The sequence below is a fragment of the Bacteroidota bacterium genome (genome assembly GCA_041658205.1).
Taxonomy (GTDB): Bacteria; Bacteroidota; Ignavibacteria; order UBA10030; family UBA8401; genus UBA8401.
In genome coordinates this window covers 696,651-719,982 of sequence record JBBAAO010000002.1, presented here as the reverse complement: position 1 = coordinate 719,982, position 23,332 = coordinate 696,651, and the positions used below count along the sequence as shown (strand labels likewise).

The 23,332-nt window shown below is 41.3% G+C and carries 19 protein-coding genes and 1 tRNA gene; 3 read left to right on the top strand and 17 right to left on the bottom strand.

Annotated elements, in window-relative coordinates:
* The 16 genes from WDA22_14935 to WDA22_14860 form a co-directional block, all read right to left on the bottom strand.
* Positions 1-1,617 (bottom strand): hypothetical protein, encoded by a 1,617-nt coding sequence (locus WDA22_14935; protein MFA5834770.1) that lies wholly within the window; start codon positions 1,615-1,617, stop codon positions 1-3.
* Entirely contained in the window at positions 1,617-2,438 is an 822-nt protein-coding gene (locus tag WDA22_14930; protein ID MFA5834769.1) for a hypothetical protein, read from the bottom strand. The genes WDA22_14935 and WDA22_14930 overlap by 1 nt, the downstream gene beginning before the upstream one ends.
* A 5-nt stretch (positions 2,439-2,443) precedes the next feature.
* The gene (locus WDA22_14925; protein MFA5834768.1) at positions 2,444-4,810 is read right to left on the bottom strand and encodes a hypothetical protein; all 2,367 of its coding nucleotides are present in this window, start codon (positions 4,808-4,810) and stop codon (positions 2,444-2,446) included.
* The gene (locus WDA22_14920) at positions 4,786-6,411 is read right to left on the bottom strand and encodes a cytochrome C (protein MFA5834767.1); all 1,626 of its coding nucleotides are present in this window, start codon (positions 6,409-6,411) and stop codon (positions 4,786-4,788) included. The genes WDA22_14925 and WDA22_14920 overlap by 25 nt, the downstream gene beginning before the upstream one ends.
* Before the next feature lie 2 nt (positions 6,412-6,413).
* Positions 6,414-6,998, bottom strand: coding sequence for a tetratricopeptide repeat protein (locus WDA22_14915; protein MFA5834766.1), 585 nt, complete (start codon positions 6,996-6,998; stop codon positions 6,414-6,416).
* Between the two features lies 1 nt (position 6,999).
* The gene (locus tag WDA22_14910; GenBank protein ID MFA5834765.1) at positions 7,000-7,875 is read right to left on the bottom strand and encodes a hypothetical protein; all 876 of its coding nucleotides are present in this window, start codon (positions 7,873-7,875) and stop codon (positions 7,000-7,002) included.
* A gap of 330 nt (positions 7,876-8,205) precedes the next feature.
* Positions 8,206-8,547, bottom strand: coding sequence for a hypothetical protein (locus WDA22_14905; GenBank protein MFA5834764.1), 342 nt, complete (start codon positions 8,545-8,547; stop codon positions 8,206-8,208).
* A 210-nt stretch (positions 8,548-8,757) separates the two neighbouring features.
* Positions 8,758-9,060 (bottom strand): hypothetical protein, encoded by a 303-nt coding sequence (locus WDA22_14900; GenBank protein MFA5834763.1) that lies wholly within the window; start codon positions 9,058-9,060, stop codon positions 8,758-8,760.
* A 472-nt stretch (positions 9,061-9,532) separates the two neighbouring features.
* Positions 9,533-10,543, bottom strand: coding sequence for a GNAT family N-acetyltransferase (locus tag WDA22_14895; protein MFA5834762.1), 1,011 nt, complete (start codon positions 10,541-10,543; stop codon positions 9,533-9,535).
* 4 nt (positions 10,544-10,547) lie between these two features.
* Positions 10,548-11,630, bottom strand: a complete 1,083-nt coding sequence (locus tag WDA22_14890; protein MFA5834761.1) for a DUF3419 family protein — start codon at positions 11,628-11,630, stop codon at positions 10,548-10,550.
* Between the two features lies 1 nt (position 11,631).
* Positions 11,632-12,333, bottom strand: coding sequence for an ABC transporter ATP-binding protein (locus WDA22_14885; GenBank protein MFA5834760.1), 702 nt, complete (start codon positions 12,331-12,333; stop codon positions 11,632-11,634).
* Complete coding sequence (locus WDA22_14880; protein MFA5834759.1) at positions 12,326-13,432, bottom strand: ABC transporter permease; 1,107 nt, start codon at positions 13,430-13,432, stop codon at positions 12,326-12,328. Before WDA22_14880 ends, WDA22_14885 begins: the two co-directional genes overlap by 8 nt.
* Complete coding sequence (locus WDA22_14875; protein MFA5834758.1) at positions 13,425-14,741, bottom strand: aminotransferase class I/II-fold pyridoxal phosphate-dependent enzyme; 1,317 nt, start codon at positions 14,739-14,741, stop codon at positions 13,425-13,427. Before WDA22_14875 ends, WDA22_14880 begins: the two co-directional genes overlap by 8 nt.
* Positions 14,738-15,787: a thiamine-phosphate kinase gene (locus tag WDA22_14870; GenBank protein ID MFA5834757.1), complete on the bottom strand. Its 1,050-nt coding sequence runs from the start codon at positions 15,785-15,787 to the stop codon at positions 14,738-14,740. Before WDA22_14870 ends, WDA22_14875 begins: the two co-directional genes overlap by 4 nt.
* On the bottom strand, positions 15,778-16,701 hold the full coding sequence (locus WDA22_14865; protein MFA5834756.1) for a diacylglycerol kinase family protein: 924 nt from the start codon (positions 16,699-16,701) through the stop codon (positions 15,778-15,780). The genes WDA22_14870 and WDA22_14865 overlap by 10 nt, the downstream gene beginning before the upstream one ends.
* Before the next feature lie 11 nt (positions 16,702-16,712).
* The gene (locus WDA22_14860; GenBank protein MFA5834755.1) at positions 16,713-17,630 is read right to left on the bottom strand and encodes a UbiA family prenyltransferase; all 918 of its coding nucleotides are present in this window, start codon (positions 17,628-17,630) and stop codon (positions 16,713-16,715) included.
* Positions 17,631-18,119: 489 nt separating this feature from the next.
* On the opposite strand from WDA22_14860, the gene WDA22_14855 reads away from it, so the two are divergent.
* A tRNA-Glu gene (locus tag WDA22_14855) sits at positions 18,120-18,191 on the top strand.
* Positions 18,192-18,283: 92 nt separating this feature from the next.
* On the top strand, positions 18,284-19,762 hold the full coding sequence (locus tag WDA22_14850) for a glycoside hydrolase family 30 beta sandwich domain-containing protein (GenBank protein ID MFA5834754.1): 1,479 nt from the start codon (positions 18,284-18,286) through the stop codon (positions 19,760-19,762).
* Between the two features lie 45 nt (positions 19,763-19,807).
* On the opposite strand, the gene WDA22_14845 is transcribed toward WDA22_14850, so the two are convergent.
* Positions 19,808-22,609 (bottom strand): SpoIIE family protein phosphatase, encoded by a 2,802-nt coding sequence (locus WDA22_14845; GenBank protein ID MFA5834753.1) that lies wholly within the window; start codon positions 22,607-22,609, stop codon positions 19,808-19,810.
* A 159-nt stretch (positions 22,610-22,768) separates the two neighbouring features.
* On the opposite strand from WDA22_14845, the gene WDA22_14840 reads away from it, so the two are divergent.
* The gene (locus WDA22_14840; GenBank protein ID MFA5834752.1) at positions 22,769-23,323 is read left to right on the top strand and encodes a hypothetical protein; all 555 of its coding nucleotides are present in this window, start codon (positions 22,769-22,771) and stop codon (positions 23,321-23,323) included.
* Positions 23,324-23,332 lie beyond the last annotated feature (9 nt).

The window sequence follows — 23,332 nt, the reverse complement described above, 5'->3', positions numbered from 1 at the left end:
TTAAAATCTCATCCCTATTTCGGCGAACACACGTACGCTATTCATGTTTGTATCGAATACTCCGTCCGCAGAAAGCGACGAATAAAACATCCGCGATATCCTGTAGTTAACACTTGCCGTCGCCGTCTGTGTAACATAATCTTGTTGAAGTGTCAGAATCTTATACGAATAATAGTCATAACGAAGTGAGGCCGTCAATGAATAGAAGAATGTCCTGTCAATGTCAAATGTGACATTATTTCCTTCAGAATAGACACCAACGATGCGTGCATATCGCACTCCCGCACTTATTTCCGATCCGAGAATATCGCTCATGCGCACTGCGCCGTCAAATGTTTTTGCATCTCTGGCATCTCCTTTTTTCGTCCGGTATACTATCCCTGCCGAAACCGAAATATAATATGGCAGACGGACTGTTGCATTGGCACGAAGTCCCTGCATAAAGTTCCTGTCGAACAGTGTGTCCGAGATTGTTTTCATTGTTTCAAAAAGGTATATGGATCGGGTTCCATCGTATCCAACATTTGTAGAGAGCCATGGAACAGGATAATAATTGACAGAAAGAAAGGTGTTGGAAAGTTTCAATGCAGAACGTTTCACGCCGTTGTTGATATCATTCAAATCCATTTCTGAACTTTCATAGATCGAAAAATTTGAACTCAATGCAGCATAGTGTTGAAGGTACATAAATTCTCTGTCAAGTTTCCCTTTCACCTGCTGACGGATATATGCAACGGTTCCGTCATAATGTTGAGAGAAGTCTTTACCGGCGCGGTAATTAAGAAACAACGCTTCTTTGGTATTTTCCGAATTGACATCAATCGATTGCTCCAATACATTTGCACCAAACAGAACGCCGCCAGTAAAACCACCTTCGCGTGCATATAAATGCACACCATCAAATACTCCCATACCGCCGACATATCTCGAGGTCATCCTGCCGATTCCATATCCAAATTGAGCATCGGGAAGATCCCTTTGCAATTGAAATTCATACAGTCGCGTTTTAAACCGGGATGATCCGCCAAAGCGCTGATAGCTATTTGAAAGATCATAATATGTTCGCGTATACATGGAGAATTCCATTCCCGTTCCGTAAAGATTCCGAACGTTGAGACGGAGTAACGGCGCGGGCTGACTCAAATTAAATCGGGAATCTTCCGCCAACATACCGGAATACTGTAACGAAGCCCTTCCGGAAATAATATTTTCAGTCTGAACACTGGGAGCACTTTGGGGAGTTGTGCGAACGGTCGTTTGCACTCTCTCGTTCGAAGTAGTGGTGTCCACTACCGTTGAAGGTTGTTGAAGAGAAATAATTTTTTTGCTTAATCCTTGATCACCAACGGCAATAATTCCATCGCTCGCGAGTATTTGTGCCGCTGACGATTTCCGAGAAATAGCCGTAATCAAAACTGTGGCGATCGTCTTTTGGTTCTTCTGTATCTCCACAGTATCGCCTACAGCAAATCCGGCATCACGTCCAGCATCCAGGTACACAACCGAAGAAGAAATGTATGAAACGGAAGCACGGATCTTCTCTTGCGCCAATACATTCGACAGAATCAATACAATCCACAGACAGAATATTATGGTATAAGGTTTCTTGTGCAACATCAATCCTCCTCTCCGCGAGGATGACAACGATAACACGCTGAACTTTGATACACGTAACCTGATACTTCCCCCAGATGTTCTTTATCCATTGATGATTTGTTATGTTCGTGACAATTAATGCACTCAAATTGTGCATAATTCGCAGAATTCGTATGACAATCCCCGCAATTGTTCCAGCGACCGGGACGATGTGTGCTTCCCGATGAAATCGGAAAATACGATTCATGTGGAAACAACGATGCTGGTTTCCACGTCAGCGCACGATGACACGTTTCGCAATTCGTCGGAAATTTCGCCGTTTGATGATTTGGGTCCGTGGTTGCCAGATATTCTTGTTGATGACAAACATAACATTGAACAGGAACTCCACGAAAGGTCTCGTTCAGATGGCATTGAGTACAAGCAACGCCTTCATGTGCGCCTCGCAACGGGAAATCCACTTTATTATGGTCAAAACTATTCCGCCATGATTGTGCGTCTATCGAATGGCAACGTTCGCATTCCGTGCTAAACCCGGCCCTTACATGATTTGGCTGTGCGGTTGACTGAAATTCTTTCTGATGACATGAATAACAATTCTTTAACGTGCCTGCAAATCTAAGTGTTGTATGACAATCGATACATTCTGCTGATTGATGCTGTCCACGCAATGGATATGCCGTAGTTGAATGATTAAACCGCATCGGTTGTGCCAGCTCTTTCCATGATGCTGTTCCATGACACGCTGAACATTCTTCTTTGAGCAATCCGTGCGGTGATTGCTGACCGAACGCAAATACACTAAAGACCATTATACAACTGATGACGTGTACCATTTTCATATCCATCAATTCCCACGCGGATGACACTTATAACACGCCGAACTTTCGTACACATATCCTGTTTTTCCCTGATGCTCACTGTCCATGCTCGTCTTATTATGTTCGTGACACGAAATACAAGTGAACGATTTGAAATTCGTCGGATTTTCATGACAGTCTTGACATGTCGTCCATCGACCCGGTCTGTGTTTCGCCGAACTGTTAATCGGGAAGAACGGAGTATGATCAAATGTTGATGGCTTCCATGCTGTCGTTGTGTGGCATGTTAAGCATTCCGTGGGATAATGAGCTGTTGCATGAGCCGGATTTGTTGTTGCATTATAGTCCAACTGATGGCAAGAGATGCATGTTGAAAGTGTCCCCGCAAATTTTCCTCCGACGTGGCATTTACTGCACTCCACTTGTTTGTGTGCTCCTGTCAGAGCAAAATTTGTTTTATTATGATCAAACGATGCCGGACTCCATGCGACAGTTGTATGACACGTTAAGCAATTGTGATCGAAATTTCCCGTGACATGATTCGGATCAATGGTTGTAGTAAAATCCGATTGGTGGCATGTAAAACAATCGCTTGCCGTTCCTTTGAATTGTCCATTTTTGTGGCAGAAGAGACAGTCCGTTGTTGTATGTGCTCCCGTTAACGGGAACGTTGTTGTGCTATGGTTGAATGTTGAAGGTTTCCACCCAACAACCGAGTGACATGTTGAGCAATCGTGTGAGAACTGAGCAAGCGAATGATTTGGTGTTGTGGTTTTGAGATAATCCGATTGGTGACACGAATAACAATCGGATGGAAGTCCTTTGAATTGTCCACTAGCATGACACGACGAACATTCTGCAGCAGCATGCGCACCTAATAATTTAAACGCCGTTTTGTTGTGATCAAATGTCGATGGTTTCCAAGCAACCGAAGTATGACACGACAAACAATCGTGTGAGAATTGTGCAAGCGAATGGTTCGGTGTAGTGGTCTTAACAAAATCTTGCTGATGGCAGGGATAACACTCCGTCGGTAATCCCTTGAACTGCCCGCTGGAATGACAGGATGAACATTCTGCTGTTTTATGTGCTCCGAGCAGTTGAAAGTTTGTCTTGTTATGATCAAACGTCGAAGGTTTCCACGTAATGCTCGTATGACATAATAAACAGTCGTGCGAAAATTGCGACTGCAAATGATTCGGCAATACTGTTTTGGTAAATTCCTGTTGATGACACCCAAAGCAGTCAGCCGTAACGGATTTTGCCTGCTTATTGCCGTGACAGGAAGCGCAGTCAACGGCCTGATGAGAGCCGATCAAACGGAAATTAGTCTTATTGTGATCGAACGTGGAAGGTTTCCAGCTTGTGTTCGAGTGACATTCCAAACAATTTTTGGAAAGAGCCATCACCGTATGATTCGGGGAAACTGTTTTGGCAAATTCTTTTTGATGACAGAAATAACAATCCTTCGCTATTCCTTTGAACTTTCCGTTCACATGGCATAATGCACATTCTGTTGTTAGATGTGCACCCCCCAAACGAAACTCCGTTTTGTTGTGATCGAACGTCGATGGTTTCCAGCTTACATCGGTGTGACATGTCATACAATCATGTGAGAATTGAGCAGTAGAGTGATTTGGCTCAGTAGTTTGAATAAAGTCTTTAGTATGACAGCTGTAACAATCCATCGGTAGAGTGCTATACTTTCCACCTGTGTGACATGATGAACATTCTATACTAAGGTGCGCACCGGCAATTCGAAAATGAGTTTTGTTATGATCGAATGTTGCCGGACGCCAGCCATTGAACGAATGGCATGACAAACAATCGTGCGAGAATAATGCCGTTCGATGATTTGGTGTTATTGTTTGGTTAAAGTCTTTTTGATGACAAGCGTAACAATCCTGCGATAATCCAGAAAACCGGTTATTCGTGTGGCAGGACGAACATTCAATGGAGAGATGAGCGCCGATCAATTGAAAATTAGTTTTTGAATGTTGAAACACGGATGGCTTCCAACCAATCATTGTATGGCACGAAAGACAGTCGTGTGAAAATTTTCCCAATTGATGATTGGGAGAAAGCGCTTTGGTAAAATCCGTTGTGTGACATTGAAAACAATCCGTTGATGTTCCGGCAAACCGTTTTGTGGTATGGCATTGTAGGCACTGTGCATTCATATGCGCCCCTTGCAGTGAAAATCCGGTCGTGGCGTGATCGAATTTCATCGGTTTGGCAAGCTCTTTCCAGGATTCTGTGGAATGGCAGTCCACGCACGCCTGTTTCAACGGACCGTGCGGCGAACTTTGTCCATACAATACTGTCGCTGCACAGAAAACCATTGCAACAACATATATCATACCTACGGCTATGCCGGATGACAATCTACGCATGTTGCTCCTAAAGGTTTATATATAGTAATCTGTTTTTGATTGATCATAACCGGCTTATGGCATTTTTCACAAGCAACATTTGCATGTTTCCCGGTCAACGCAAAACTTGCCTGAGTATTATGATCAAAGAGTAACGTTTTCCAGCTTTTATCGGTATGACAGCGTTCACATTCAGTTTTTCCATTTTTCACAAACTGTCCGGCATGTTTGTCTTCATGACAGGATGAACATGCAGAGCCAATTCCAACAAACTGAACAATATTGTTTTTGGGTTTATGACATTTTGCACATTCAACGGAAGCATGTTTTCCTCGCAGAGGAAATATCGTCTTATCATGTGAAAATTTTAACGATTGCCACGATTCATTCGTGTGACACGTTTCGCATCCATTCACCATTTTCTTTTCAAATTGCGTTCCATGAATATTATTATGACACGTCGTGCACTGAATTTTCTCTTCCCATTTGAATTTTCGCGTGCTCTTTGCATGAACCTTCCCTTCCACGTGGCATTTACCGCATGGTGTTGCGATGTGACTCCCCGTTAATGCAAATTTGCTCTGTGAATGCTGCACGATACTATATTGCGATGGAAGAAATCCTTTTTCTGTATGACATGATTCGCATGCTCCTCCATCCTTCCGTGAACTGAATTGTTGCGCATGAGCATCAGCATGACAATAACTGCATTTGCTGAATCGTGTAATATGAAAGCCGAGTTCACCGGCAACATTTTTTATTTTTGGATTCTTTTCATGGCACTGTTCGCATTTCAACTGTGAATGTTTTTCTTTTAGCGGAAATGCCGTTTTTGCATGGTCAAATTTATCCCCCTTCAAGTTGTGCCAGGAATTCGTCGTATGGCATTGTGAACATTCCTGTTTGAATTTCCCTTTGTGCGGATCGGTATGACACGATCGGCAGGTCGCAAATTCCAAATTGATAAATTGCGTTACCGCTCCGTGATCCCATGTCTTTTTATGGCACTGCACACATTCTACATTTAGGTGAGCACCTACTAATTTAAATTTGGCTTTGTCATGGGAAAACGATGTAACCGGTTTCCAGTGTACCGTATTGTGGCATTGAGAACACTGTTGTTTGAATTGTCCACGATGCTCATCCTTATGGCACGCAGAACATACTTTCGATAATCCAAGAAACGTTGTTCCTTTCCGCTCGTTGGAAAATACCTGAATATCCTTTGCGACGATATGAGACGGTGTATGACATTTTTCACATTCCACCGTTGCATGTTTACCCTCCAACACAAAACCGACAGCGGAGTGATCAAAACTTTTTTTGTCAAACCGAATGATCTGAAATTCTCGGCCGTGGTGATCCTTATGGCACTCTACACATTGCTTTGAACCGATGGATGCATGAAATCCCTTCTTTGCCGAAATACGAGATTGTATTTCTTTGTGACAGTCAAGACACCGGTCATTCGCAAGGGTCTTCCCAACAGTATGACACTTCGTGCAATTATCGATTCCTTCCAGATGTTGATGACCCTTAAAGAGATCCCCGGGTGATATCTGTGCTGTCGCAATTCCACCAAGAATAATGCTGCAAAATAGTATTTTCAAAAGGTTTAACACTCTCACTGCTTTCCCGCAGAAAGAAAATGTGCTTTTGCTTGACCCGCTTCATCGCTTTGTGGTGCTACTGTCACCAGGTGGTTTAGTATTTTTTCCGCCTCAACGGTTTTTCCCTCTGTTGCCAGAATCATTGCTTTGTTATAGAGTCCCTTCGGATGATCTTTTTTGAAACGTAACACACGTTCAGTTATTTCCATTGCTTTATCATATTGCTTCTCATTGAAATAACAGACAGAAAGGTCAAACAATAAAGAATCGTTCTTTGGTTGAAGGGAAAGCGCCTTTTCAAAATATTTGATTGCTTCGGTATTTTGATGCCCATCCATAAACAGGCGAGCAAGAGATGCGATGTGGGCTATATTTGAAGGATTTTTTTCAACGGATGCCTTCAGTTGATTCACTTTTTTTTGATAAACAGGCGCAACATTTGTTTTCGAGGGGGATGTATCCGGGAATTTATCGATTTGCTCCTGCAGCGGTGCGGAATGCACGGGCTCAGCTTGATGGCGGTTGCGGATCAAAATAAATGCTACTCCCACAAAAAACACCAACCCAAGTACAATGCTATAACCAATATTCTTCTTCATATCAAAAAATCCATGTGTAACCGAATGTGACCGCCACGCCGATATGAATAAACAAGATCACAAACATAATAATGCTGAAGGGAAGGTGGATAACATGCCAATAATGGAATAGATTTTTCACCTGTTCCAAAAAATGAATACGTCGAAGCAGTGTAATCCGATCGTTCGCAAAACGGGTAATTTTTTTTACCGTCACTACATCCACGGATTTTCCATGCAAGTGGTGGACGATGTGCCTCAGCCTCCCTCTTCTGGTGAGGTCGTTCACAATGAAAAATGTCAACAGCGACGCAATCGAAATGCTCTTCGTTTGTTTCGGACTTGAGAGTGCATCAATCTTTCGTAAATCAACCGGATCCAATCCAAATTCATCGCTTAGCACTCTGTATAGTTTAAGACTTTCTTCTTCTAACTCCTTCACACTCAGTTCATCCCCCAGGATTCCTTTTGGTATCTGGACGTAGAGATATCGACCGATTATTCCACTCAACGCTACAGCGGTCATACTCCAAAAACAAACAGCAACCAGGCCGCCGAATTTAAATGTTGTGTGATACAAAACGAGAGCAGGGCCAAGCAGACAAAGAAAGATGTGAAACTCAAGAAAATATTTGATCTTTCCGACATTCCTCAATGAACGGATCCGTTTGCGCGAGGAATACATCGAAACACCAAAAATAATCATACACGAACCGATGATACCGTAGCCGTGGCTTTCCATTCCGCTGGGCTTCAGTTCTTCATACCGTTCATGGAACGGTCGTTCCTCGAATGTGAGCGTATAATAATCAAAATTACGGAGAGCGATACCGGCGATGGTAACGCTTGCTATAAGAAACAGAAACCAGAGGAATACCTGATGTGCAACATCTTTCATTCTAACATTTTGTTTTTAAATATGATGGTTTACAACGATTGCGCACTAAAAAATACAAAAATTCGAAGTGGGTTGAAATACTGTAACCAGAATATTTCAATGAGTGTGATGTGTGTCGTTACAATCTCAAAGATAAATCCGACAAAATTGTCCGAGTTAAACGACTCTCTTTAAAAAGGAAAATATTTTAAAAGCGAATGATGCGCTTATAAATTTCATTGAGAAAAGATTTAGGAGAGACAACATGTATTTTTAGATGAGATTTTTGCGATCAACTAAAAAATGAAAAAAGATTTTTTCGGGGTGTCGTATGCGAAATGGAATGCGGCTTTATGAAACATTTTCGGAAAAAACATTTTGCGAATCTTGTTTTTTCGTAAGTTGTTTTGGTTTAGAGGTTAATTGAGAAGAGATAAGATCAATAACTCTTTCTGTAATGATGATTGCATGTGCAGCACCGAAAAAACCTTTTTTGCGATTTTCCAGATCAGAATCAAAGAGTTTTAATTCGCATGCCAAAAACCGTATTTCACTCCAAAGACCTTCCTGTGAGGATTCTGAATCAATATGATTCAACCAATATGCATCAAGAAATGCATCGATCGCCTCGGACGGATTATCCGGAGATTTTACAATATTTTTAAGATAATGGTGAATGGTCCTGAGTTTCATCGTTATATCGTCACATTATTTCGTCGATCTTTCAACTTCAGATCTTTTTCAATGGAATTCAGGATATAAAGAATGATTGCAAAAACCGGAAAGAAGTACATTAAGTCGAGCACAAAAATTGAAGAAAAAAGTGCGATGACTAAGAGTGATTTTAGGAACATTGTTCCCCCTGTGTAATATGTAATATGATTGATAAATCGTATTCGTATACTATGTTAAAGATTGTTTTTCCCAGTGTTTTAATATCAGGTTAGAGATGTATACGCCAATAATGAACCATTGCAGTGCAACTGTGATATAAAATACAATTCCGATGGAATCATTGGTACTGCCCGTAAACATCATCCCAACAAACGTCGGAATGATGTTTATCCCCATCCATAACATCAGCGAAGCAAATCCAAATTGATTGTTCGGATCAAGTATGATGTATGAAATATATGCTGCTCCCAATGCACACAGTGCTGCAATGGTAATATGTAATGCCGTTAAATATTTTTTTATTCTTCTCATCTGTTTCTATTTCTCAGTATTCTTTTCTGATATTCCTGTTTTTTTGGATTCAATTTATAGGTGATAAGTAAGCAACTTTACCTAAACTGCGCAATCCCGTAAATACGTGGTTTTTAAAATAAATATTACGTTTTTAGCGTATTTTCGAGGGCATGAAAATTCGAAACGCGCGAATTAAATTGTCATAAACGATAGAAGAGTCTTGTTTTTCAAAAAAAACTAACATCATTACCTGATTATCTAACATTATCCTGACACTCTCACCACATTGCTGAAATGCTCCATTGGTATCTACGTAGAGTATGGAATTTGATTATGCAGAAAGTTTACTATTCGTACTTTTTTACAAGAAGGAATAGCAATTGATGGATTTGAATTGGAGTCTGATGGTTTCCGATGCGGCTATTGTTTTCGTAGTCCGTAAAAATAAAAAAACGAAATGCTTTCTCTCTCTTAAATCAATTGATAATTTTCAAAGATCTCTGATATCGACATATAACCGATCTTGTATTCCCGGAATGTGATCTCCGTTTGCCATAAAGATGTATGGTATCGTAAAATATTTTATGCCTGTTTGTTTAATCATTGCTGTCAATGGATCGTTATTGTAAAGCAAAACATACAGGAAATCTTTCCCTTTATCGAGTGCCTGCTCATTAACTGCTGCAAGTATTTGTCGCAAAGAATGTTCGTCCTTCGCAAAGAGATCAAACAGAAACCAACTTTTAATTGTTTCACCAATTTTCGGAATATTGGGTAAGCGCAAAATTGGAGAGAACAGTTGTTGTGCAAATCGCAGCATGGAAAGCCGTGTCGGGAGTCGAAGAACTTGTTCCGCAAGAATCTCTTCATTTGTCCAGATGGATGTTCCCGTTTGATTCCCGTCCGTAATGCTACTGATGTACCCATGCATCTTTTCCCGCTTCATTGTGGGAACGAAGTCGATGCCGGGAGTATTCTTCAGAAATAACGAATGCAGTTCATCCATCGACACGTCTGTAAACTCCATCGTCTGGATCATCGGTTTATAAACCGGAAAAATAAAATAGGTCATTGGAATCGCCACACGAGATCCAACTCCCATTCGCACATGTGCCAGCGCACGTTTATTTTGACCTGCGATATAAGTATAATTGCAATTGATTTTATTCCCAAAATATTCCTTGAATGCATCCGTCAGTCGTTTTGCTGTACCAAATTTCCGGAACGCAGGATGGACTCGAAGGTCGAACCCATACGCAGCATGGATCGTTTCACCATGAAGCGAAAGTTCTTTTTCGGCACCGGTGGCTATTCCTATCAATTTCCCTTCGCAAACAGCACTGAAAATTATCGCACGTTCGTATACTTCCGATCGTTTGTGAAATGTCGGACGGATAAATCGAACCATTATCTCTTCCCCCTGAGGGCACAATGCTTCGAGGAATAGCGCTTCTTCGTTTTGTTCCACTCTATAGGGAACTATTGAGATATCATTTTTCACAGAATTACTTTTTCGTTGCACAAACAAACGTATAAAAAATAGAACTGTCCCGTTCTGTTAATTGAGACTCGAGCACAACATCACGAGTAAATAATTTTACGCATATATCAGGAATATCCCGTTTTACGAGAAATTGCCGTTCGCAAATCCGTGCACCGTTCTCGGAAACAGCATTCATTGCCCGCCAAATTTGTTCATAGGCATCTTGATCTGTATAGGATGAAACGTCCGAAATAGAAAATGCATGAAAGCAACCGATCCCTTTTTGGTCAGAAAGCGTTCCAAGTGGAGCAGAAATGATAGACAAACGATCGATATTTTTCTGCAATTGTTGGTAGTGATTCTCTTGTAAATGGTTGGGCAGATCACTGTTCGGATGTAATTTTCCTAAAAATAAAATATTGGTAAAGGGGCTTTTTTGAAAATGAATGGTATGAGCATTAACGTTTAGTCGCGCAGCAATATAGTCTGCAATGGAAAAATCTTTCTCCACATACCGATAAAATCCAGGATCTTGCAGGATATATTTCCAACACCACCGTGAAGAAACCAAGCGAAGAAACGTTCGCCAATGGACATTATTCCATTGACTGTCCCAAATTTCTGCTTGTTCATGCACCGATTCCGAAGAAAATAATCGAAGAAGCAATGATTCGCGCGTAAGAGAGAGATATGTCGCAAGAATCTTGAAGTATCGCTCCCAAGATCCTTGATACAATATCCCTTTTTCAATTAATCTCTGTTGCCGATCCCAATAGTGACGCGCATCTGATGTTAATAACTTACAGAGCTGTAAATATAGTGTCAGTCGATTTGCTGACGGAGTAAGTCCAATGAATGCGCAAAATCCATCGTACGATAAAAATCGGATCGCCGCTATTTTTAATTCAAGAAGATAATTCTGATAAGGATTCATATCTATTGAAACGATCTCCCCCAACGGCTGCGTCAGCAAATCGAGCGGACGTGCCCCGCTTCCGGTGATACAGAGGCAGCGGTCGTTCGATCCCAACTGTAACGCCGCGAGTTCTGAAGTACTGTCTTCATTCACCGAAGAATAATTGATCCTTGTTAAAAATGAACTCATATTATTTTTTCTGCACCAATATTGCACCATCTTCCATTCGCAATACCCTGTCCGCATAGGAATAGATCCGTTCGTCATGACTGACAATAATGACAGTTGTATTCCGCTCTTTTGATAATTCACGAAGCAAACGAATGATTATTTTCCCGGAAGAAGAATCAAGACTTCCGGTCGGTTCATCCGCAAGAATTATCGCCGGGTTATTCACCAATGCACGAGCGATTGCAGTCCGTTGTTTTTCACCGCCGCTGAGCTGCTGAGGATAAAAATTTGCTCGGTGCGAGATTTCGACTTCATCCATCAGCGACGAAACGATGTTCGATGCTTCAAGACCGGTCGTTCCGGCAATATGAGCGGCGAGTTCCACATTCTGCCGCACTGTAAGGAAATCGACCAATCGAAATGTCTGAAAAATGAAACCAATATTTTTCATCCGGAAACGGGAAAGCTCTTTTTGTGAAAGACTCAAGACATTCGTATTGATGATCGAGACAGATCCGGATGAAGGACGACTCATACAGCCAAGCAGCGTCAGCAGTGTTGTCTTCCCTCCTCCATTCGGTCCGCTGATAATAATAAATTCGCCCGTAGAAATTTCAAGATCGAGCGAGCGAACAGCCACTACCGGCACGGTGAGGTTATCGGAAAATATTTTTGAAAGACTGTGAGCAACAATAATATTGTTGGGAAATGCGTTAGGCACGGAACACCTCCGTCGGATAGACATTGGACAATTTGTTCACAGAAAGGAAAGAACCAATACAACCCAACAAGAGTGAGATGCCAAGTAAAACCATGCACATTTCTCTGTTGATATCAACAGAGATCTCCGGAGCAAAAGCCAAAAGAATAGGAGAACAGACCACATAACCACACAAAGCAACTACATAACCGCCAAAAGAAATAAGAAGTGCCTGCCGAAGTACGATAACAGCAATACGCGATTGAGACATACCCAATGCTTTAAAAAGCGCATAGTCTTCCCGGTGTTCTTGTGCCGATGCATACAACAACAACGAAATAATCGCGCTACCGGTGATGAATCCGAGTAATGCAATCGTCCACAGGATGGGCAAAACCCCGGTTTTCATTTCATCGAGATTATTGGCGATAAATTCCTCTTTCGAATAAAATGAAAGCTCGGGATAATTTTGCTTAAGGTCATCAAGTACTTTCTTCTCATGTATCGTCGTATCTACTGAAATGAGAAAGAAGCTCGAGATACTTTCAAACCCTAAAATTTGTTCTGCATTGGTCAACGTAATGAATGAAAATTGCGCAACAGTAGCATTCGTTTCGCGACTGATTCCTGCAAGTATGAATGGATCTCCATTCAACCGGATGGTATCGCCAAGATCGAGATTGTATTTCTTAACGATTGATTGGTCAAGAATAATCTCTCCAAGATTCGGCACCGGTCTCCCTCGAACAATTGGAGGAGAGCTTAATTCACTTTCCAACGGTATCCCAAAGATGAATGCTGTGATGTTTTTGTTATGAATTTCTGCTGTCGCAAGTAACCGAAGAATTGCTTCAACCTTTTTAACACCGGAAACTGCGCCTAATTCTTCTGCCGTGGAGTTGCTCAGAAACGAAGAGCTGCGCAGCAAATTATTTGAATTTTTTTGACACGCCCAGATTTGTGCCGATGAATGACGAATGAATCCCGTTGATCCATTTTTCACCCCTTCGTATATACCGGCAAGAAAGAGCATCAGGAGAAGCAACGTTCCGGTGCCCGCAATGGTAATCAACGTTCGCGAACGTTCCCGCATCAACATTCTTACAACAATATTATTCATACTTTTTTTCAGCATGATGATTGTTCAAAACAGTAGTTTCTTTTTTACCATACAGGCACCATACTTCATCGACACACCGAACCATGTTTTCAATATCCTCTTTCGTATGCGTTGCCATGATGCTGACTCGAAACCGTTGTTGCTGAATGGGAACAGCGGGATATTCAATCGAATTCACAAAAATGCCTTTCGTGTGAAAGTGATGGGCCGCTTTACGGATATTCATTCCTTCCGGTGCATTCAGCGCAATGATAGGTGAGATTGTCGGGATAGGAAATCCAATTCCCTTAAAAAGATGCTTTGCATACACAATATTGTCGTGAAGTTTTTGAATGATCTCCGGTTTCTGCTCAAGAATATCCAGTCCAGCCAATACTGCTCCGATAATAGGCGGTGGTAATGAAGCAGAAAACATATATGAACGTGCAAAGTACCTGAGATAATTAATAATCTCTTTCGATGCACAAATAAATCCACCAACAACACCGAATGCTTTACTAAACGTTCCGACAATAATATCAATCTCATGCTGTACACCAAAGTATTCTGATGTTCCCTTTCCGTTCTTGCCGAATACCCCGGTTCCATGCGCATCATCAAGGATAATGACTGCACCATATTTTTTACACAATGGAACGATTTTATCTAACGGAGCAAGATCTCCATCCATCGAATAAACACCTTCCACAACCACATAAATTGTCCCTGTGTGAGATTCATGCTCGCGGAGAAGAGATTCTAAGTGTGTAATATTATTGTGTTCGAAGGGAAATGATATGGATTTACTCATCTGCATTCCGTCGATCAATGATGCATGACAAAATTTATCATAGATCACAATATCTCGCTTATTGACAAGGGCAGAAATTAAACCCAGATTGCTGGCATAACCAGATGAAAAAATCAATCCATCTTCTTTCTCTTTGAACGAAGAAAGACGGCGCTCGAGTGTCCGATGGAGTATGGAATAACCGTTGAGAAGCGGCGGACCTCCGACACCGATCCCGTACGTATCGATGATTGTTTTGACATACTCTTTTACATAGGGATGATTTGCAAGACCGAGATAATTATTTGAGCCAAACATTACCATCGGTTGGGCAGCATCAGTATTTTCTTCGATAACATCAACAGATCTATCTGCCGCACTGTTCGTACACCGCAAGTACAGCAACTGATCAGTTGAGCGAAGATCATTGATAAAATGTTGAAAAAATGCTACACGCTCCAGCAAACCCGTAGAATGAGCATTAAGCAATACATCGCGCAGATCAAAATTTTCTCCCCCTTGATATTCTTTTACAGTCATGATATCCCTCCCTCAAGTGTTTGTTCCAATTTTTTAAATTCTGAAAGGTAATAGTGCAGATCACCATGATCTCCAAAACAAATATTTCTGATATGTTCCGTATTGAATGACACGAAATCATTTCGATATTGTAGAGTTATTTTTTGTTCCTCGGTCATTACACCAAGAACAATCGGCTGCCAATCTGCAGAATGAGCATGCTCCATAAATTTTTCGACGGCAACAGAAGGAATCGTAAAGAGAAGCTCAAATTCCCCGTGCGGACCGGCAAGCATATACCATTCCGGAAGAGAATGCTGGCGGCATAACTGAATGGATGATTCGGATAGATAATCATTCATCGATGTAGTAATTTTTGCACCTACAGCATTCACTCTCATTAACTGATCCACCGCCGCCATACACCCGTCGCTGGTATCGATACAGGACGAGGCATATTTCGACACGATGGCTCCTTCCCGAATTCGTGCCGTCGGCCGATATTCAATTTCTGATTTTGATTCATTTCCTAATTGTTGAAAGGCAAATACATTCCCGTTTCCTAATCGTCCCGACGAAAAAAGAATATCTCCAACACGACATCCTTTGCGGGATAATACTCGATCGGTGGAACAATATCCAATCGCCGTTGCACTTACTTGTAATCTGGTTGAAAAATTTGTATCACCACCAAGAATGGAAACAGAATATTTGAGACACGCATCGGTAATTCCTTGATTCAATTTTTCCAAAAAATCGTCACTGAGTTTGTGAGTTAATGTGTGATTAAGAACCAAACCAATTGGAACAGCTCCAACAGCGGCAAGGTCGCTCACATTGATAGTGATAATCATATAGCCGATCAGGTAAGGATCAGTATAAAGTCCTCGCTCAATCTCTTCACAAATACTGTCTGTTGTTATCGCAATAATCGCATCGGTGCCCGGAATTCTGACCAACTCGGCATCGCTTTCATGCGGTTTATTCAACTGCAGCGTTGATCGAGGAAATGATCGAATGAGGCTGTCAATCAAATTATTTTCGAGGATTGGATTGATCACTTGCATATCTTAATCGCCTTTTGTTTTAAAGTAAATTCTACATTGTTCATTCTAATAGTTTCACCGTCAAACTCAACAGCAAATTCATTCCTTGATTGAAGAGATACGTGCGATGCTTGAATCGTATTGGTATGCGGTAATCCTTGGAATTTTCCTTTCGTCAAATGGACGAGCATCTGTAACGTTGAAAGCATGCGTTGATCTTTTATGGTATGGACAAAAAAGAAATCACTGTCAATGAGATGTGGTGTATCATAATGGAATGATCCTGAAAAATGAGGATTGAATATCACTCCAAGATTTGTCACCAATGTATTTTCCGCAACTGCTCCATTGGCGGATATCATCATTTCGAGATTTTGATAATCCAAAATAGTACTTACCGCCGTAAACAGAATTGCTGTATCAGTATGCACCTGTTTTAGCCAATGCAAAAATTTGCCAGGGTGATTAAATAGATCATTTGCTTCCGCGGTGACACCAACACTTGCATTATTAATCCACAATCGTTGATCCGATATATTTCCTGTAGACCACTTTATTGATCCGATTGTACGAAGCTCAGCTGTTTCACGTGCTATTTTACATGGAATGTTCCTCATGTTCTGGTTCTTTAAAAAAGGTTTATGAAAGTCATTGCTCGATCCAAGGCCGATTGCACCAATAGATATGTTCGCCAACGTTCCGTTTGTGCATTGGGCCAGACTGTTTAAAAGAAAATTAACTGTACCATCACCTCCGGCAGCAATAAAGAATTTTTCGCCATGAGAAATCTCTTGAGCAAGTTTTTCCTTTGAATAGTCATCTGCAATAATCGTTACAAATTCTCCCAGGAATGTTCGGAGTTCCGATTCGATTGATTCCCATTTCTGCAAAGCTTTGCCGCCACATGCGTTTATATTAAGAAGAATAACAGCCATAGATCATGCCATTAAATTTGTGATTGTTCGGGACGTAATTTTATAGTCAAAAAGTACAACGCATAATAAATGAGTAAGAATATCATCCACGAAGGTTTATTGACAATGGTAATTGAAGCAATCATCGTGATATATGAATGGATACAAGGAAGGATCGCAAGATATGCGTGTTGATCGTCCGTGACATGACGAAGCTTATATTGAGAATACCAGGAAAAATAAACAGCCACAATCAATAGTGTTATTGCCGCAACAGACGAAATGTCAATTGATCGTCCCTTGAGGACTAAAATAACTGATACGATCCCGGAAAGTGTGAACAGAAGAGCAAAAACATTGCTCACATTCGATGATATTTTTCTTCCGTGCTCAACAACAAGAGTGTGATATCCCGTCGAACGATCTGCCTCAACATCCTTAAAATAACCGGTAAGAACAAAATTAGCATATCCAAAAAATACGGTAGTAATGGTACAATAAAATTCTAAACGATATTGATCGAATGAAAGAGTGCTTCCGGATTGGAATCCCATGAGAAAAACCAAAACAACAATCCACGAATTGTACCATGGACCTCCCCACCATCGTTTTTTGAAGTACGTATATGTCGATAAACCTACGACACAAAAAAATGCCAGAAAAAGATTTGCAAAGGAAAATATTCCGAGAATGATTCCGCATGCAGCCAAACCCAACAGACTGACAACCATTACATCTTTTTTCCGAAGTGTTCCCTGTACGAGCGGACGATATGGGGACGAAAGCGAATCCGTATCCATTTGAAAACAATCAGTAAGAGCCTGACCGAATCCGTAAGAAAAAAAGAAGACAGCAAAGAGCAGGAATTCAGAGAAAAAAGGGAGTGATGCTGAATAGGAAAGGCCACACATACCAGTAATTCCGGAAATAAATAACAGATACGGCCTCATGGTAATCCAATAACCCGAAAAAAAACTTGTTGTATGCGATAATCGCGTTAACATAATTAAGACCTGTCAGCAATGAATCGTCTTATGAATACAGTTTCAATCCATGTGCAATATGGTGAAGTGTTCTGTTATTGGTGTCAATAAATTGTCATAGAGTTATCATATTTTTCAGATTCATATTCTTCGGAGGAATGTAACTGATATAAATCTGTCATTCAAGAATAACTATTCGCAACCGGAGACAGGCTGCGAAGAGATAATTCCACAGTATACATTCTGTTGGGCGTTCTTGCTAACGCGCTAAATTATTTTTACTCTGTTGCAGAAAGCATCATCCTTTTGTAAATTGATATATGCTTACTCAATCAAAAAACAGGTGGGCACAAAGTGGGCACTAACTCGGCAATAAAAGTGAAAAATTTGTCATCTTCAACGCAACAATGACAAATCGAGTTGGCGAAAACAGAGAAATTTTGAAGGAAACAAACCGGCGCGTTCGTCTAACGGTTAGGACGGAGCCCTCTCAAGGCTTAAATACGGGTTCGATTCCCGTACGCGCTACTATAAAAATGCCGCAACTTGCGGCATTTTTATTTATCCTATCGATGATCCTGATGTTTTAGACAAATAGAATTTAGTATTCACAGAAGTGAATGAATAATCAAAAATATGTTTGGGCGACCATGAAAAATCTTAGATCATTGAGCGTTACCACTCAGACAATACGTCTATTGTCACTCTTGTTATGTATTACCCTTATAGCGTGTAATGAAACACCAGACAAACCGGTAAAAGTGTGGTTCACCACCGAGGTGATGCCGGCAGATACATCGTGGTTCAATGGACCAAAGGATTTTACACACAAACTTACACAGCAGTCTGACGTGTATTTTCAAAAATCAGACACTCTGGCGAATACGATCGTCGTCGACTCATCAACAACATATCAGCCATTCGAAGGATTTGGATGTTCCTTTGAAGAAACGACCGTGTTCAATTTATCGAGCATGACCGCCGCAAAGCGCGAAGAACTGCTTCAACTAATCGTTTCTCCCGATAAGGGAATTGGATTCAACATGATGCGTATTTGTATCGGCACATCGGATTTTACGTCACGAAAATTTTATACGTATGATGACACTCCCAATAATACAGAAGATACCTTACTGACATATTTTTCAATTCAAAAAGATATTGATTACAATATTATTGGCGTGTTACAAGATGCATTAAAAATTAATCCGCAGTTGCGGTTTGTTGCCTCCCCCTGGTCACCCCCGGCATGGATGAAAACATCAAAAAATATTGTTGGAGGAAATTTTATTTCACAATATACAGATGTGTATGCAGCGTATTTGACGAAATTTTTATTGGCTTACAAAGAAAAAGGAATTCCGGTGTATGCGTTAACGTTACAAAATGAATCTCTGTATGTACCGGTGGATTATCCGGGATGCTCGCTTACATCGGGACAGGCTCAAGCATTAGCGATTGCATTAAGCAAAGAACTTGCTAAGCATAATTTGGAGACGAAAATATTACTTTATGATCACAATTATGACGGTGCGTTAAACTACGCAAAACCTATTCTATCTGATTCTGAGTCAAATGCTGCAATCTATGGTACTGCAATTCACGGTTACTCGTGGGCTATTAATGAAGTCAAAAGTATTCGCAACATGTTTCCTTCGAAGGCAATCTTTTTCACGGAACGCACCTACTGGGGGGCTGATGGGGTAAGTGATATTATTGATATTTTCAGAAATTGGTCAAGAACATATATCGGTTGGGTGACCATGCTGAATAGTGAAAGAGGACCTGAGCAATGGACACACACTCCCGGACATTCAATGATTATTAAAGATGCAAAGAATCACGATAATTATTGGCTGACCGGTGAATATTATTTACAGGGGCAAATTTCTAAGTTTGTAAAGGTAGGAGCGTATCGAATATATTCTAGTCTAACAGATAAATCGCTCAATAATGTGGCATTCATTAATCCCGATGGAACTATCGTTCTTATTATTTCAAACACATCCATGGAAGATCAAATGATCAGAGTAAAGGTTGGCGAAGCTGCCTTTTCAACTTCTCTGCCCGGCAAAACAGTTGGTACATATCTCTTTTAGAATTGTGTCAGTGAGAAGCGATCTTGTTTATACGATCGCTTCTCATTACACCGCTTTGACCACCACCACGGTTTGATCGTCATGCTGTTCCTTCTCCCCGACAAACTTCGATATTTCTTTAATGATGTGTTCTTGTATCATTTGTGCCGGGCTATCAAAAGAATCAATTAATATTTTCTGCAACCGTTCTTCGCCAAAATCGGCTGATGCGTTATGCGCTTCGGTGACGCCATCGGTTGCAAAAAGGAATATATCTCCTGTAGCATATTGAATCTTTTTCTCTTTCATCTCTGCAGTGAAGATTGAAGCAGCATTCAGTCCTAAACCTAATCCGCGGGGAAGCACTTTTACAACAGTGCGGGATTTGGCTTGATAGTGCCAGAGGGGTAAATGACCTGCGCGAGAGACGATCACAGATTTATTCTCGGTATTAAACTCAGCACCAAGAACCGTCACAAAGGAACGTTTCTCCAAGTCCTGACATAATAAGGTATTGGTCCGCGTAAAAAGATCTTTCGGTGAAAGATCAAAACCGTGCAGCGAGCGAAGAATCCCTTGAACTTTGGACATATATAATGCCGCCGATGTCCCTTTTCCGCTGACATCACCGATCACAATCGTCAGCTTTCCGTTCCCATTCGAAAGATAATCAAAAAAGTCCCCTCCCACTTCCATCGCAGGAATCGATGTTCCCGAAATTTCTAATCCCTGTACATCCGGTGTTGACTGCGGAAGCGAATCCAATTGGATCCGGCGGGCAATCTGCAGTTCGTGTTTCATCCGTTCCTTTTCGGCAAGCTCTTCATACAAAAATGCATTCTCAATCGATACAGATGCCTGTTTTGCTGTTGAGGAGAGGAACGCAAGATCTTCCTGTTGGAAGGTCGTTTCGGATTGTTTTTCACCGACAAGCATCACACCAATTAATTTTTCCTTAGAACGGATCGGTATACCGTAATGGAATCCCTGACGATTGAATTCATCCTTCAATAATGCCGGAAGATAGTCAATCCGAAATTCATTACTGAATGTCTTAATGCTGTTGATCAAATCTTGCTCATGGGAGACGCAAAATTGCGACCACATTTTTCCATCAAATCCCTGCGCTGAAAGACACGAACAACTCTGTTCTCCCCGAAAAAATAATACGCCAACCCGTTTTAATTTCATTAACTCGCTCAATTTTTGCACAAGTCCCCGTGCAAGATCTTCTGCATTCAGCGTTGTTGCCAGCACTTCTCCAAGCTCGAACGATGCACGGCGATAATCGTATTGCTGCCGAAAATATTTCTTGTCGATAAACTGCTGACCGTATTTCCGTACACGCATCACTACAAAGGTGAGCAAAATTGCCAACGCCATCAGCATCACGCGTTCAGAGGTTCCCCGTTGAGACGCTAATTCCGGAGCATCATTCACTTCAATAGCTGTTCCGGTAAAGACAATATTCGTTTTTGGCAGGTCAAGCATCGGTAACTGAAAGAATATCCACACGAGAAAATAGACGATCGCTCCGCCCCACAGAAATGTAACAACACTGTATTGTGTATTCCGCCGCACGCGGAAATTCATGTCCAATAACCGATACCGTCCAATGGTATAAAGATATGAGAGAGGAATTGTTGCAAGCACCGCACCCAATAACCCCAGCCCTATCGTTTGGGATGCTTGAACCGAATTGATGAAAAAATAATATGCAATGACGGAGGAAGAAATACCGACAAACAGCGCAGTCCAACGCACAATGTTGTTATAACTTTTATATTCCGGCGATGCACCCTTCCGGTATTTTATCATCACAAACAATCCAAAAACCAAGACCAGTGCCAAGGGGTATGGTGCATTCCAAATGGTGGTAAGAAATCCTGAAACAGCCGAAAGAATATAATATCCGCGGGCAATCCATTTTTTTTCTATCAGGTCAGCTCGTTCAATCGGAAAATAATGCATGGAATGAAAGAAAAACGCTGTCCCAAACACATACGCTGCTCCCCTCATCACTTGAACAACGATGACTTCCGGCGTCAGGGAAAAATCTCTTCGGATAAACAATATCGCAAGAAAAAATCCGATCAATAGAAATGCGCTGCCGACCAATCGTGCTGCCTGCAAATTAGGCCGCGAGACAGCAATGAACGTTCCTGTTGCCATCCATAACAATCCACACAATGTAAAGACCAACAGCGAGATTGGAATACCGAACTTTGCTAAAACAATATGCAATTCAACCAACTGATTATTCCGAAGAACTTCATACTTCAGCGATTTGCCGATCTGTCCAAATCGAAGGATCCGATCTGCTTCACCTGCATTTGCAAATTCCTGTTCGTTAATTCGGACGATCAGGTCACCGATCTTCATTCCTCCGCGATCGGAAGCACCGCCGGCAAACACATCCGTGACGTAGACATAATTCGGAACCAACACAAGAAATTCTGAAGGTATGGTTTTTCGTTCCACTTTGAAGGTGAGCAAATAATTAAGCGAAGGCCGGAGAATTTCAAAGCGAATCTCTTCTTGCGGACTCTCCTCGATGGCATCGTATACATCCTTCATAGTCTTCAAAGTACCATCATTAATTGCCGTGATCAAATCTCCAGTCATCACAGAATCAAAACTGGTTCGAATGGAAAGTGGGTGACCTCCAATGGAGGGACGTTTATTGATAAGCTCTGCATGGATTGGTTTCACCGCCATAAACCGCGATGGTGAATCCCGAAACCAATTTTCGTCATTCGGACTGCTGATGAAGGAAATAAATGTAATGATCGATTGTACAAGGAGTACGACAAATAGAAGGGAAAAGAATGTTCGAAGTTGCTGAACTTTATTGAACGTAAAGGTCATGAATGTGATAAAGAATGAGTCAGTATCTTACGACACCACAAGGGTTAAGTTACGCTACCAAGCTATCAAGAATTTCCGAAAAAATAAATGCTGTCTTTACAATCTACAGTAAAATCTGTATTTTTAGCTGTAGATCTTACCGAATATGGAGAAAAATATATGAAGTATCTTACTTTTTTTACGCTTGTTTTACTCACTACCACATTCTCCGTTGCTCAGGACGACGACATACATTCCATCCAGGAACATGGTCCCGGCAGCTGGATGTCATTCTCCACTCCGGTGAACGTTCAACATAAATTATCCACGCAAGGCTTGCTTGGATATGAACTCATATTCAATCCGGATTTCGAAATCAGAAAAGGCCGCGATCCCCTGTTTGTCTTTCGATTTGAAGAGATTGGAAAGTTTAATGCGGCGTTGAAGCCACAACTTCCTGCCAACACCCATATGCAATTTATTATTGATGGAAAACCGACGAACGAGTTAAAAGTACAAAAGACAGGATTCCGTAATGAAAATGATGCTAAGCATGTGTTGAAGTTTCTTGTAGTCGGAAATAAACAGATTGTTGATAATATGACCGGCGCCCGCTCGGTACGGGGATTGTTGTATTACAGGGATATGAAGAATAACAAAATCGATGTGAAATCCTTTACGATCGATCCGAAGACGATTCGAACATTAGCGCGTCTTGTGTCGATCGCAAAATAACTTCCGAAG